Origin of the sequence: Burkholderia sp. 9775_39, assembly GCF_015712225.1 — a bacterium.
In the GTDB taxonomy this organism is placed as follows: Bacteria; Pseudomonadota; Gammaproteobacteria; order Burkholderiales; family Burkholderiaceae; genus Burkholderia; species Burkholderia cenocepacia.
Window position 1 is genome coordinate 81,253 of record NZ_JACCQC010000006.1, and the last position, 13,875, is coordinate 95,127.

The 13,875-nt window shown below is 69.1% G+C and carries 13 protein-coding genes; 8 read left to right on the forward strand and 5 right to left on the reverse strand.

What is annotated here, in order from left to right:
* Window positions 1-47: 47 nt before the first annotated feature.
* The 7 genes from H0X90_RS10235 (at window position 48) to H0X90_RS10265 (ending at window position 7,322) form a co-directional block, all read left to right on the forward strand.
* Complete coding sequence (locus H0X90_RS10235) at window positions 48-695, forward strand: nucleoside triphosphate pyrophosphatase (RefSeq protein ID WP_006497036.1); 648 nt, start codon at window positions 48-50, stop codon at window positions 693-695.
* An 8-nt stretch (window positions 696-703) separates the two neighbouring features.
* Window positions 704-2,173: a ribonuclease G gene (rng, locus tag H0X90_RS10240; protein ID WP_006490773.1), complete on the forward strand. Its 1,470-nt coding sequence runs from the start codon at window positions 704-706 to the stop codon at window positions 2,171-2,173.
* A gap of 126 nt (window positions 2,174-2,299) precedes the next feature.
* On the forward strand, window positions 2,300-2,635 hold the full coding sequence (locus tag H0X90_RS10245) for a YggL family protein (RefSeq protein WP_006490771.1): 336 nt from the start codon (window positions 2,300-2,302) through the stop codon (window positions 2,633-2,635).
* Window positions 2,636-3,090: 455 nt separating this feature from the next.
* Window positions 3,091-4,242, forward strand: a complete 1,152-nt coding sequence (locus H0X90_RS10250) for a collagen-like triple helix repeat-containing protein (protein ID WP_077188898.1) — start codon at window positions 3,091-3,093, stop codon at window positions 4,240-4,242.
* A gap of 253 nt (window positions 4,243-4,495) precedes the next feature.
* Complete coding sequence (locus tag H0X90_RS10255; protein WP_006497038.1) at window positions 4,496-5,461, forward strand: PRC-barrel domain-containing protein; 966 nt, start codon at window positions 4,496-4,498, stop codon at window positions 5,459-5,461.
* Window positions 5,458-6,717 (forward strand): MFS transporter, encoded by a 1,260-nt coding sequence (locus H0X90_RS10260; RefSeq protein WP_006489615.1) that lies wholly within the window; start codon window positions 5,458-5,460, stop codon window positions 6,715-6,717. The genes H0X90_RS10255 and H0X90_RS10260 overlap by 4 nt, the downstream gene beginning before the upstream one ends.
* Before the next feature lie 38 nt (window positions 6,718-6,755).
* Window positions 6,756-7,322, forward strand: coding sequence for an aromatic acid exporter family protein (locus H0X90_RS10265; RefSeq protein WP_060211828.1), 567 nt, complete (start codon window positions 6,756-6,758; stop codon window positions 7,320-7,322).
* Between the two features lie 64 nt (window positions 7,323-7,386).
* On the opposite strand, the gene H0X90_RS10270 is transcribed toward H0X90_RS10265, so the two are convergent.
* Window positions 7,387-7,767 carry an RcnB family protein gene (locus H0X90_RS10270; protein WP_077175819.1) on the reverse strand — a complete coding sequence of 127 codons (381 nt, stop codon included), beginning with the start codon at window positions 7,765-7,767 and terminating at the stop codon, window positions 7,387-7,389.
* A 142-nt stretch (window positions 7,768-7,909) separates the two neighbouring features.
* Here H0X90_RS10270 and H0X90_RS10275 point away from each other — a divergent pair, with 142 nt between their 5' ends.
* Window positions 7,910-8,680 (forward strand): glycosyltransferase family 2 protein, encoded by a 771-nt coding sequence (locus tag H0X90_RS10275; RefSeq protein WP_006489606.1) that lies wholly within the window; start codon window positions 7,910-7,912, stop codon window positions 8,678-8,680.
* Window positions 8,681-8,714: 34 nt separating this feature from the next.
* On the opposite strand, the gene H0X90_RS10280 is transcribed toward H0X90_RS10275, so the two are convergent.
* From H0X90_RS10280 to H0X90_RS10295, 4 genes are read right to left on the reverse strand one after another with little or no spacing between them, the layout of a single operon-like run.
* A complete protein-coding gene (locus tag H0X90_RS10280; protein WP_048984928.1) occupies window positions 8,715-9,929 on the reverse strand; it encodes a glycosyltransferase family 9 protein in 1,215 nt (404 codons plus the stop codon).
* A 37-nt stretch (window positions 9,930-9,966) separates the two neighbouring features.
* The gene (locus H0X90_RS10285; RefSeq protein ID WP_077020386.1) at window positions 9,967-11,208 is read right to left on the reverse strand and encodes a glycosyltransferase; all 1,242 of its coding nucleotides are present in this window, start codon (window positions 11,206-11,208) and stop codon (window positions 9,967-9,969) included.
* The gene (locus tag H0X90_RS10290; RefSeq protein WP_006497044.1) at window positions 11,205-12,434 is read right to left on the reverse strand and encodes an O-antigen ligase; all 1,230 of its coding nucleotides are present in this window, start codon (window positions 12,432-12,434) and stop codon (window positions 11,205-11,207) included. Before H0X90_RS10290 ends, H0X90_RS10285 begins: the two co-directional genes overlap by 4 nt.
* 53 nt (window positions 12,435-12,487) lie before the next feature.
* Window positions 12,488-13,618 carry a glycosyltransferase family 9 protein gene (locus tag H0X90_RS10295; protein ID WP_077188897.1) on the reverse strand — a complete coding sequence of 377 codons (1,131 nt, stop codon included), beginning with the start codon at window positions 13,616-13,618 and terminating at the stop codon, window positions 12,488-12,490.
* Window positions 13,619-13,875: the final 257 nt, after the last annotated feature.

Here is a 13,875-nt window from a genome sequence, read left to right on the forward strand (position 1 = left end):
TCGTCCTCGAGACGCGCGCCGCGCGCGCTCAACGAGATAACGACACCATGCCGTCCAGCACGTCCCCCGCGCTTTTCCCGACCCCGCTTTTCCAGACGCTTTACCTCGCTTCGCAAAGCCCGCGCCGCCAGGAGCTGCTGCAGCAGATCGGCGTACGCTTCGAGCTGCTGCTGCCGCGCCCCGACGAGGACGCCGAGGCGCTCGAGGCCGAACTGCCCGGCGAAGCCGCCGACGCGTACGTGCGGCGCGTGACCGTCGCGAAGGCCGAGGCCGCGCGTGCCCGCCTCGTCGCGAGCGGCAAGCCGGCCGCGCCGGTGCTGGTGGCCGATACGACCGTGACGATCGACGGCGCGATCCTCGGCAAGCCGGCCGACGCCGACGATGCGCTCGCGATGCTCACCCGCCTCGCCGGCCGCGAACACGCGGTGCTGACCGCCGTCGCCGTGATCGACGCCAGCGGCGAGCTGCTGCCGCCCGCGCTGTCGCGCTCGTCGGTGCGCTTCGCGGCCGCGTCGCGCGACGCATACGTGCGCTACGTCGAAACCGGCGAGCCGTTCGGCAAGGCCGGCGCGTACGCGATCCAGGGCCGCGCGGCCGAATTCATCGAGCGAATCGACGGATCCCATTCAGGTATCATGGGTCTGCCCCTTTTTGAGACTGCCGCGCTGCTGCGTACCGCACGCGTCGCCTTCTGAACCGCACCATGAACGAAGAAATCCTGATCAACCTCACGCCGCAGGAAACGCGCGTCGCACTCGTCCAGCAAGGCGCGGTGCAGGAGCTTCACGTCGAGCGCACGCTGTCGCGCGGGCGGGTCGGCAACATCTATCTCGGCAAGGTCGTGCGCGTGCTGCCCGGCATGCAGTCGGCGTTCATCGACATCGGCCTCGAGCGCGCGGCGTTCCTGCACGTCGCCGACATCTGGCATCCGCGCCTCGCGGGCGAGCCGCAGTCGGGCGCGCCGCACCAGCCGATCGAGAAGATCGTGTTCGAAGGCCAGACGCTGATGGTCCAGGTGATCAAGGATCCGATCGGCACGAAAGGCGCGCGGCTGTCGACGCAGGTCAGTATCGCGGGCCGCACGCTCGTCTACCTGCCGCAGGAACCGCATATCGGCATCTCGCAGAAGATCGAAAGCGAGGCCGAGCGCGAGGCCGTGCGCGCGCGGCTGACCGCCGTGATCCCGCCGGACGAGAAAGGCGGCTACATCGTGCGGACGATCGCCGAGGACGCCACCTCCGACGAGCTGGCCGGCGACGTCACGTACCTGCGCAAGACGTGGGCGACGATCGTCGCGCAGGCGCAGCGGCTGCCGGCGACAAGCCTGCTGTACCAGGATCTCGATCTCGCGCAGCGCGTGCTGCGCGATTTCGCGAACGACGACACGACGCGCATCCAGGTCGATTCGCGCGAGACGTACACACGTCTCGCGGAATTCGCGGGCGAGTTCACGCCGGCCGTGAGCCCGAAGCTGCATCACTACACGGGCGAGCGGCCGCTGTTCGACCTGTACAACATCGAGACGGAGATCCAGCGCGCGCTGTCGCGCCGCGTCGACCTCAAATCGGGCGGTTACCTGATGATCGACCAGACCGAGGCGATGACGACGATCGACGTGAACACGGGCGGCTATGTCGGCGCGCGCAACTTCGACGACACGATCTTCAAGACCAACCTCGAGGCCGCGCACACGATCGCGCGGCAACTGCGGCTGCGCAACCTCGGCGGGATCATCATCATCGACTTCATCGACATGGAGAACGCCGAGCATCGCGACGCGGTGCTGTCCGAGCTGAAGAAGGCGCTCTCGCGCGACCGCACGCGCGTGACGGTGAACGGCTTCTCGCAACTCGGGCTCGTCGAGATGACGCGCAAGCGCACGCGCGAATCGCTCGCGCACGTGCTGTGCGAACCGTGCCCGACCTGCCAGGGCAAGGGCCAGGTGAAGACGTCGCGCACCGTGTGCTACGACATCCTGCGCGAGATCCTGCGCGAATCGCGGCAGTTCAACCCGCGCGAGTTCCGCGTGATCGCCGCGCAGCAGGTGATCGACCTGTTCCTCGATGAAGAGTCGCAGCATCTGGCGATGCTGATCGACTTCATCGGCAAGCCGGTGTCGCTGCAGGTCGAGTCGAATCTGAGCCAGGAGCAGTACGATATCGTGCTGATGTAACCTTCCGCCCATCCGCCGCCGGCAGCGCCGCGCGGCGCCCCGCTGCGGTGGCCGGGCTGTTCGCGCATGCCGCGCCGGCACCTGCCGCCGCCCTTTCATTGACCCTTTTCGCATTCACCCCACACCATGAGCCAAGGCCACAACCGCCGCCAGCGCAAGAAACTCCACATCGGCGAATTCCAGGAACTCGCGTTCAACGCCACCGCGCACTACCGCAACGACATGACCGACCTCGAGCGCGGCCAGTTGATCGATGCGTTCATCGACTTCGTCGAAGCGAACGGGCTGCTGACCGTCGCGTCCGCGGACGAAGGCATCGGCGCGTACGTGATCTCCGGCGCGCCGCGCGGCACGACGACCGACGCGGACCGCGAACTCGTGCGCGGATGGCTGGCCGCCCGTCCGGAACTGACGGACGTCAAGGTCAGCGAATTCACCGACGCGTGGTATCCGGACGCCTGATTGCCCGGCTTCACGCTGCTTCAAACGGCGCCCGCGCCTGCCCGCCATCACGGCGGGCCAGGCCGGCGTCGCGTGTTTCCCCTTCCGCCGCCCCTCTCCTCCCCGGCACCGGCTCACACGATTCGCGCCGCGTCGACCGTGATTACCCCGATTTCCGCAGTGAATCGGACGCTTACTTCAATTTAACGATCGTTAAAAGACGGCTCGTGTCGACGGACCTACTCTGATCGCACGAATCCGGTGGTTTTCGGCACGATCGGCAAGCAAGACGAAAGAATTCAAACGATTCGTCCTGCAGGCGCTCCGGGTTCCGACTCAGGCGAAAACGCGACACGGCGACAGGTCAATCAGGGAGACAACAACGATGCGCCCGACGCCTTGCTTCCGTCGCGACGATACGTCGACGCACACGAAGGCTGCCTGAGATCCATTTCCATAATCGAGACGAGGACGACATGAACACGCCCACCCTTCATCAAGCAGGACTCCGAATGATCATGATCGCGGCCGGCGCCGCGGCGCTGATGTCGCTGTCCGCGTGCGGCGGCTCCGGCTCGCTGAGCCAGGGCACCGGCGGCAGCGGGTCGGGATCGGGCGACACGACGGCCACGACCGGCGGCACGGGCAACGGCTCCGGCGGCACGTCCGCCAACGGCGTCGGCCAGACGACCGCGGCGTCGAGCAACATCGTGACCGCCGCGGGCGGCACCGTGTCGGGCGGCGGCGCGGTGATCGCGAGCCAGTCGGTGCCCGGCACCAACGCGGCGACCATGCAGGGGCTCGGCACCGTCGTGCAGGACGTCGGCGCGGCCGTCACCACGCTCGGTACCGGTCTCGGCGCCGGGCTCGGCCAGCTCGGCGCGTCGTCGAATCCGGTCGGCACGACGGTCGCGAGCACGGGCGGCGTGGTCACGAACCTCGGCGACGCGGTCGCGGCGACCGGCGGCGTGGTGTCCAGCCTCGGCGCCAGCGGGTCGGCGCTGGCGCCCCTCGCGCCGGTCACGTCGCCCGTCGGCGGCGCGATCACGACGCTCGGCAACACGATCGCCGGCGGCGGCGCCACGCTCGGCACGCAGTTGTCGACCGGCCCCGTCGCGCAGGTCACGGGCGCCGCCAGTTCGGCGATCACGCCGATCACGACGCAGGTCGGCTCGATCACGCAGACGGTCGCGTCGAGCACGCCGCTCGGCGCGCCGCTCACGAACCTCGTGACGACGGTCGGCAACGGTGTCGCGAACGTCGGCACGACGATCGCGAAAACCGGCGGCAACCCGGTGACGACCGGCGTCGGCAACGTGGTGACGGCAACCGGCAACACGGTCGCCACCGCCGGCACGGCGCTGCTCGGCGGCGGCGCCGCCGCGACGAGCCCGCTCGCACCGGTGACGGGGTTGCTGTCGACGGGTGCACTCGGCGGTGCAACGGGCGGCGGCAACCCGGCAGGCGCGCTCACGTCGGCGGCCGGCACCGTGACGGCCGCCGTGTCGGGCGCGACCGGCGGCGCGCCGGTCGCGGGGCTGACGGGCGGCAGCGGCACCGGCGCGCTGTCGAAGACGGGTGGCGTGCTCGCCCCGGTGACGACGACGCTCGGCTCGCTGGTCAAATAAGCAACACGCCATGCGGCGCCCGTCGCGTCGTCGACGCTCGGGCGCCGCAACCGCATCTCCGACGGTTTCCGCGGTCGTCCGCCCGCGTCCGATCCCTTCCTTTTCCCGACGGTCCGCCTGCAACAGGCCATCGAAATCGGTCCTGAAAGCAAGACACGTTAAACTCTCACCTCGCGTGGTGCGCCGCCCGCACCCGCCATCCATCGCCAGCCGCGTGCCCTCGGGCCGCCCCCGACCCATGGAGTGAGTGTCAATGAGCGGCGGACTCCCGTTTCCCGCATCCCGCAAGTCGTTGCCGTCGTCGACGGTCTTCCTGATTCTCGCCGCCGCCGCGCTGCTGTCCGGCTGCGGGCTGCTGCCGGTCCAGAACCCGCCCGCCCCGATCAGCGAGGCGCTCGTCGAGCCGGTCGAGGAGACCGCCGGCGAGCCGCTGACGATGCCGCCCGTGCCGGCGCCGACGCAACCGGAAACGCCGGAAGCGCCGAAGAAGCCGCACCGCGAGGTGACGCGGCCGAAACCCGTGCAGCGCCCCGAATCGCCGACCCCGCCGCCACCTCCGCCCCCGCCGATCGTCGCGACGCGCCCGCTCGACCGTACCCAGATCCACGCGCTGCTCGACAGCGAAGTCGCGCGCCGCAACGGCAAGGTGGTCGGCCGCGCGGTCGACATGGTGGTCGACGCGAGCGGCAAGCCGCGCGAGATGATCGTCAACCTGCAAGGCTTCATGGGCATCGGCGACCGCAAGGTCATCTTCCCGTGGAACGTGTTCCGCTTCACGCCGGGCGGCAAGCAGGAGCCGATCGTGCTCGACGTCCCGTCGGGCGACCTGCCGCCGGCCGCGCGACCGAAGGCGGTGCCGCTGTCGGGTTCGGCCGCGGCGTCGCCGACGACGCGGCTGCCGATGCTCGACAGCGATGTCGAGCGCCCGAACGGCACGAAGATCGGCCGCATCGTCGACGTGCTGATCGACCGCGGTGCACAGCCGCAGGCCGTCGTGCTCGACCTCGGCGGGCTCGTCAATACTGACCGCCGTTCGATCGCCGCGAGCTGGGGCGCGCTGCGCTTCGTCACGCGCGACAAGGCGCTGCACCCGCAGCTCGACCTGAACGACGCCCAGATCAAGGCATCGCCGCCCTACGCGGCCGACAAGCCGATCGTCGCGGTCTTCCCGCCCGTTGTCCCGGCCGCGCCGGCTTCGTCTGCGAGTGCCACCCGATGACGATCAAGCATTCCGTCAGCGTTCGCAGTCTCCGGGCCCTCGACTGGCTCAACTTTTTCGTTGCAAACGTTCAAACCGGGTTCGGTCCGTTCATCGCGTCCTACCTCGCGTCGCACAAGTGGACGCAGGGCGAGATCGGCATGGTGCTGTCGATCGGCACGATCAGCGCGATGGTCAGCCAGGTGCCGGGCGGCGCCGCCGTCGATGCGCTGAAGAACAAGAAAGGCGCGGCCGCGTGGGCGATCGCGGCCATCATCCTGTCCGCGGTCCTGCTCGCGTCGAGCCCGACGATCGTGCCGGTGATCGCCGCGGAGGTATTCCACGGCTTCGCGAGCTGCATGCTGGTGCCGGCGATGGCCGCGATCTCGTTCTCGCTCGTCGGCCGCGCTGACCTCGGCGACCGGCTCGGCCGCAACGCGCGCTGGGCGTCGATCGGCAGTGCGGTCGCGGCCGGGCTGATGGGGCTGACCGGCGAATACTTCTCCGCGCGCGCGGTGTTCTGGCTGACCGCCGTGCTGGCGCTGCCCGCGCTGTTCGCGCTCGCGATGATCCAGCCGACGCACCAGGTGATCCCGCAGTCGTCGAAGCCGGACGACCTCGACGAAGCCGGCGAGCGCGAAACGCTGCTCGAACTGCTGCGCGACCGCCGGATGCTGATCTTCGCGGCCTGCGTCGTGCTGTTCCACCTGTCGAACGCCGCGATGCTGAACCTCGCGGCCGGCGAAGTCACGGCCGGGATGGGCGAGAACGTGCAGCTCGTGATCGCCGCGTGCATCATCGTGCCGCAGGCGATCGTCGCGATGCTGTCGCCGTGGGTCGGCCGCTCCGCGCAGCGCTGGGGGCGCCGGCCGATCCTGCTGCTCGGCTTCTCCGCGCTGCCGGTGCGCGCGCTGCTGTTCGCGGGCGTCAGCAGCCCGTACCTGCTCGTGCCGGTGCAGATGCTCGACGGCATCAGTGCGGCCGTGTTCGGCGTGATGCTGCCGCTGATCGCGGCCGACGTCGCGGGCGGCAAGGGCCGCTACAACCTGTGTATCGGGCTGTTCGGGCTCGCGGCCGGGATCGGCGCGACGCTCAGCACGGCCGTGGCCGGCTACGTCGCCGATCACTTCGGCAATGCGGTCAGCTTCTTCGGACTCGCGGCCGCGGGCGCGCTCGCGGTGCTGCTGGTCTGGCTCGTGATGCCCGAAACCCGCGTCGAGAATGGCGATGCGACGGCCGACGAACCGGCCGCCGCCTCGCCCGAACAGGCGCATTGACGGCGGCCCGCCGCCACCCGCTTCTTGGCCGACGCACGATGGATACGATCAGGACACTCAACGAAGCCCGCCAGCAGATCCAGCAGTCGATCTTCGATCTGTTCAAGGGGCTGTCATTCAGCGAGCGGCTCACGCAAGGCGCGCTGATGGCGCTGCAGGCCGTCTGCGGCGCGTGCCTCGCGTATGCGATCGGCCGCGCGATGCATACCGAGCAGGCCGTGTGGGCGGCGATCACCGCGATCGCCGTCACGCAGCACAACTACTCGGACACGATGTCGCTGTCGCGCGACCAGTTCATCGGGGCGATGGTCGGCGGCGTACTCGGTTTCGCCGGCGCGGCGCTGGGCGGCGATCGCCTCGTCGCGTATGCGCTCACGGTCGCGGTCGTGATCGTCTGCTGCTGGTGCCTGAACGTCGGCAGCGCGGCGCGGCTCGGCGGCGTGACCGCGACGATCGTGCTGCTGTTCCCGGGCAACGGACCGCTGTGGGACGTTCCGCTGATCCGGCTCGGCGAAGTGACGCTCGGCACGGTATGCGCGCTGGGCGTGTGCTGGCTGATGTCGAGAATCGAACGGCGCTGGTTCCGCCGCGCGGCGGCAAAGTGACGCGCTAATCCGGCGGCCCGGCGCGCATCGCGGCATCGCCATCCATGCCGGACCGCGGGCTAGGTCAGTCGCCGATTCGCAGCACGATGCCGGAACCGATCTGCACCAGCAGGTGATCCCCGCCGACGCCGACCCATTGATAGCCGCGCGGCGGCGGACTCAGGTGATAGCCGCGCCAGTCGTCGATCACGTATTGGCGGTCGCGGAACTCGGGAGGAAGCCGGTCCCCCTTGTGCCACTCGCGGCGCGGCTGGTCGGCCCAGCGCGGCGGTACGTCTTCAACGCGGCCGGGCCCTTTGCGCATGTCGTGCTTGCCGTGACCATACGCATGGCCATTGCCATGCCCATGCCCGTGGTCGTCCTGTTGCGCGCTGGATAACGTCGGCGCCGCCAACGCGGCGGCCACGAACACAACGGCAAGAATCGGGTGCCTTGTTACCATCATCCACCTCCCGTCGAACCGCCGGCGCCGGGATGACGCCGGCCGCACACAAGGCTAGCACACCTCGCGGGGCCCGCCGGTTGCGCGGCGCCACGCACGAGGCAGCGGGTATACTCTCGCTCACCTTCGATCCGTACGATTTTTCATGGCTGAACCTACGCTCGGCGTCGCCATCATCGCCCACAACGCGGCCCGCCGGCTCGCGCAGTGCCTCGACGCGCTCGCCTTTGCGGACGACATCGTGGTCGTCGACGGCGGCAGCACCGACGACACCGTCGAGATCGCCCGCGCACACGGCGCCCGGGTGATCGTCGCCGCCGACTGGCCGGGCTTCGGCCCGCAGAAGAATCGCGCGCTCGCAGCGCTGTCGACCGACTGGGTGCTGTCGATCGACACCGACGAAGTCGTGTCGGACGAGCTCGCCGCATCGATCCGTGCGGCGTTGCGCGCCCCGCAGGCCGATGTGTACGCCATCGACCGGTTGTCGGCGTTTTGCGGCAGCTGGGTGCATCACAGCGGCTGGTATCCGGACTGGATCCCGCGCCTGTTCCGGCGGGACACCGCCCGCTTCTCGGACGACCTCGTCCACGAGCGGCTGGTGTTCGACGGCCGCGTCGCGCGGCTCGACGGGAAGCTGCACCACTACTCGTACGACGACATCGACGCGGTGCTGCGCAAGCTCGACGCGTATTCGAGCGCCGGTGCGCGGCAACGCCGCGCGGCCGGCGAGCGGGCGACGGTCGGCAAGGCCATCCGGCGGGGGGTGTGGGCGTTCGTGCGGACCTACGTGCTGCGTCGCGGGTTCCTCGACGGGCGGGCCGGATTCATGATCGCGGTGTTCAATGCGGAGACGGTGTACTACCGCTTCCTGAAGCTCGCGCACGACGGCGCGGCTGAACCCGCATCGCGCCGCTAGGCAGCGGCCGAAAGGTGCGCCGATGGCGCACCGGTTATACGCCGCCGCGCGGCAAGGCCGACACGTCGATGATCGACTCGCGCGGCGCCTCCACCACCGGACGGCCTTCGACGAGCGCCGCCGCGGCGGCAATCACGCGCTGCGCGGAAAGCTCCGTCAGGCAGCGGCTCCAGCTTTCCAGATGACGGTCGCAGCCTTCGAGTTTGCAAGGCACGCAGTCGCCGTCACCCTGCATCAGGTAAACGTTGCCGCGCTGCGCCGAACCGCGCAGCGCCCACGGCTCGTCGTGAGCGGGCCAGTGGGCGGGCCACGGCCCCCAGCGCACCGGGTTGGACGGCCCGAACAGCGCAAGCGTCGGCGTCCCGCACGCGGCGGCGACGTGCGTCGCGCCGGTGTCCGGCCCGACGAACAGCCGTGCGCGGCGAATCAGTTCGGCGGTCTCGCCGAACGTCAGGCGCCCGACGAAATTCGCGACCGGCTCGCCCGCGGCAGCCACGATCCGCTGCGCATAGTCGACCTCCGCCGCGCCTGGCCCCCCGCTCAGCGCGACGTCGAAGCCGCTTGCGCGGGCCCAGCGGATCAGTTCGACCCAGCCGTCCTCGCGCCACTGCTTGTAACGGAACATCGGGGATGGGTGCAGCACGATGTGCGCTCGAGTACGCGACAGCGCGGCCGGCCCATACAGCAGTGCGTCGAATTGCGCGACGCGCGCCGGATCGGTGCCGATGCCGGGCGCGACCACTTCAGCGCAAGGCGTCACGCCGAGCACTTCTGCAATCGCGAGACTGCTCGTCACCGTATGGACATCGCCGTGGCGATTGAGCGCAATGCCGTCCAGCATGAAACGCGTCAGCCGCGTGATCCGCTCCGGATCGACGAGCCCGACGCGCCGACGCCCACCGAACCACGTATAGAAACGGGCACGATCGGAGCTGATCGCCGCGCATGCGAGATCGTAGCGCCGCCACAGCCTGGCCGCGTCGGCGAACCGCTCGCGCGGCTTCGCGCGCTGCGCGACGACGATCACCCGACGAATGTCGGGATTGTGCTCGAGCACGCCCTCGGTGCCGCGAAACACGACCATGTCGATCTGCGCGTCAGGCCAGCGCCGCTTCAGGGAGCGGACCAGCGGCGTCGCCAGCAGCACGTCGCCGATCCGGCGGGTGCAGGTGACGAGAATGCTGCGCGGCGGCGTATCGAACGTAAGGGAAGCGGTCACGGCGGGTATCGACTGACGGAAGCGGGCCATTTTAGCGAAATCGCGCGGCGCGAACCATGCTGCCGGCTCAGCGCGCCGCCGCGAGCAGGTCGGCGGCGAGCGCGGCGAAACGCCGGTTCGCCGCCGGCACGTCGAACGTCGCGATCCGTGCCGCGGCACAAGGCGCGAGCGCCGCGCGCACGTCCGCGTCGGTCACGAGGCGTTCCAGCGCCGCCGACATCGCATCGACGTCGCCGACCGGCACGAGCAGGCCTGCGCGGCCGTCGTCGAGCATGTCGCGCGGGCCGGTCGGGCAGTCGGCCGCGAGCACCGGCGTGCTGAGCGCCATCGCTTCGCCGAGCACCATGCCGAACCCTTCGTAGCGGCTGCTCAGCACGAGCGCTTCGGCGGCGCGAACGTACGGAAACGGATTCGCGCAATAGCCCATGAAATGCACGGCATCGCGAATCCGCAGTTCGTCCGCAAGCTGCTCGAGTGCTGCGCGATCCGGCCCGTCGCCAAGCAGGACGAGATCTACCGCGTCCGGCCGGCGAGCACGCCATTGCGCATACGCGCGCAGCAGTGTCCGGTGATCCTTCTGCCCTTCGTCGAGCCGCGCGACCGACACGACGAACCGTTCGGCCGGCCACTCGACCGACGCCGTTGCTTGCTGCCGGATCGCAGCGATGTCGATCACGTTCGGGAGTTCGACGACCCGCACGCCGGAGCCGGCGAACATCTTCTCGGCTTCGTGCTGCATCGCAGGCGTCAATACCGCGATCGCCGCGTAGCGCGCGTACTGGCGCGTGCGCCGCGCCATGTACGCGTCGCCTTTTTTGCCGAAGCGTGCGACGAAGCTGTAGTGGCTGACGCCCAACCACGGCGCGGTACCGCGGCCGGCAATCCGCCGCAGCGAGAAATCGTAATCGCAGACGAGGTCGTAGCCGGAGGCGACCTGCAGGAAGCGTCGCGCGACCAGCCGGCGAATCGCCGCATGGGTCGTCAGCTTGTGCAGCAGCTTTTCGCCGAAGCGCAACCGGCGGCGGCGCTCGAGCTGGTGCAACGCATGCGACCAGCGCGCCGTCGCGAGCACGTGAACCGGCACGTCGGCCGGAATCGCGCCGCTGCGGCGCAGCGCATCGAGATCGTCGGTCGGGAAGGCAACCGACAACGCGGGAGCAAACTGGCGGCGATCCAGCGCGTTCAGCCACGCGACCAGCGCGGTTTCGGTACCGCCCCGCCCGAAGTCGTCGATATGGAACAGCAATCGCACGGGCTTGCCGTTCGCGATCGACGGGCCGGCTTCCGCGCGGCTCGCGACGGCGTTCACGATCCGCTCCCCGGCTGCGCGCGACGCACGCGTGCGCGTCGCTCGCCATGCCCGAGCACCAGCCCGGCAAATGCCCAGAATGCCAGGATCGTCGTCTGCCACATGAAATCGTCCACCAGGTTCTTCGTGACCATCCCGACCACGAGCGCGATGCCGCCCGCCGCAATCCACGGATCAGCCTTCCGCAGTCGCCAGAACGCGAATGCGAGCGCCGCCAGCAACAGTGCCTGCATTGCCAGGCCGATGCGCCCGGTCTGTAGCCACGTATTCAGGAAAAGATTGTGCGCGTGCGTCAGCGCCTGCGGCTCGAGTGCCAGCAATTCGGGCGGCATCTCGCTGCGGTAGGCCATTCCCGGCACCGGTTTGCCGAAACCGATACCCAGCCATTTGTGACGGCTACCTTGCTCGTCATAGAACCGCCACAGCTTGGGCCGCGTGTCCGACGACAGCGTGTCGCCGACTGCCGTCATGCCGGGCGGCACATACAGACGCACGCCGGCGATCGAGACGTCGCGCGATGCGGCCAGCGGCGGCGGTGAATCGTGATAGCGCAGCCGCGCGCTCATTTCGAGCGTGCCGATCGCACCGGCGCCGACGACGACCACTGCCAGCCCCGCCAGCAGCAGATGATGCCGGTACAGCGGATAAAGGCCGATCAGCAACACCACCGCGGCAGCAGGCCAGAAGAAGCGGTTGAGGCTGGCAAGCCCGACCATCCCGCACAGCACGAGTCCCGACACGCCGAACCAGCGCCAGCCGCGCCTGGGCACGAAGAACGCACAGAACAACGCCATGGCGAACGCAACGAGCGTACTCGTATGCCCCACCCGCGCATAGAACCGCAACGGGAACGTTTCGGGTGTCGGCGGCTGCAGCTTGCCCCAGTAGATCACGCTGACCGCGGCGAGCAACGCGCACGCGAGCCAGACGGTCAGCGTGACGCGTTCGGGCCGCTCGACCCGCGTGCCGAACAGCCAGAAGCCCCAGAACGACAGCAGCGGATACACGACCTCGTCGAGCCACGCATGCCGGCTGACGTCCGGGAACACCGACCAGCGGGTGGCCGCGAAACTCCACGCCGCCCAGCCGACGATCGGGACGAACAACGGCCACCGGAACACCGCCGGCCGGTCGCGCCCGCACGCGGCGCCGATCAGCGCAATCCCGACCAGCACCATGCTGCAATTCACGAACGCCGCCATGTGCCCGAACATGATCGCGAACATCAGAACGGGGCAGCCAATCCACAGAAGACGCTCCATACGCGCCGCAATAGCCGTCATCGAACTTGCACCAGAACGTGTTTCAGTGCGCCACGTACCGCCTCCACCGACAGCCCGCTCATGCAGCCCGCGGAGCCGTCGTGCCACGCGACGCATGTCGTGGCGTCGCGATCGCATCGCCTGACCCATTGGACGTGACGCCGGAAAATATACGGTTGATCGCGGCATGGCATGTCCGCGATCGTTACGGCGACGAACGGAACGTCGCGCCAGTAACGTCCGGCACCGTGAACCAGCGCGCTGCCGGGCCCGAACAGCGCGACGGTCGGTACGCCGATGAGGCGCGCGAGATGCGCGACGCCCGTGTCGGGACAGACAACTGCCCGAGCGCCTGCATAGAGATGCCAAAGATCGGCGAGACCGAGTTTCCCGGCAAAGTTCGGCTGCCCGGCGTGCGGCCCGATCTGCTCGATCAGGTCGGCTTCGCTCTTGCCGCCGCTCCACACTACCCGATAGCCACCCGCCTCCATGTCGGCCGCCAGCGCTCGCCAGCGCTCGATCGGCCAGCGCTTGACCATCGTGCTGGCACCCGGATGCAGCACCACGTAGGGCCGCTCCCGAAGCGCCGCTGGCAACGCGACGCTCGGCGGCGGCGCCGGCCAGTCGCCCGGCCGGTATGCGCGCGGAGGGCCGCCGTCGACCAGGTCCGCGATCAGGTCGCCCCACGCGGCCGGCGCATCGGGATACGGACGGCGTTCGTCGACCGGCCAGTTCTTCCACGCCGGGGCATCGCCGTCGTGCGCGACGATCCAGCGACAGCCGGCCGCGAGCGCCAGCCAGCTGTGACGGTTATCCGCCGCGACGAAGCCGAGATCGTACGGCCCCGACGCCAGCAAGCGGCGCACCGACACGGGATCACGCGGATCGAAAGCCAACGCCTGGACGCCAAACGGCTCGCCCGCATACAACGGTGCGATCGCCTTCGGACACGCGAGCGCGATGCGCGCGTGCGGATATTGTTCGCGCAGCTTCGCCAGCAACGGTGTCAGCAACAGCGTATCGCCGAGCAGGAGATGGTGCGCGACGAAAATGCTCGCCGGTTGCCGAGGCTTGCGCCGCAGCGGCTTGAACAGCAATCTCGGCAGAGCCCGCGCGAAGATGTGGATACGTCCGGGGAAGCGGCTCATCGTTAACAGCGGGCTGTCTCGATGGCAAAATTCGCGACGCGGATCGGCCCGATGAACAGCCGAGTCGCCACACGAATCACCATGATCATTGTGAATTGAATAAGTATTTGCACGGAGCAAATCGCGCCGATCAACCGGCACGAATCACCGGAGCGGAATAGCCAGCCGCACCACCCAAACAGGCCGCCAGAGTATACCATCGCCCCCTCGCGCGCCCGAACCGGAAGCCGTCTGACAGATTGCCCCTTACAGGGACG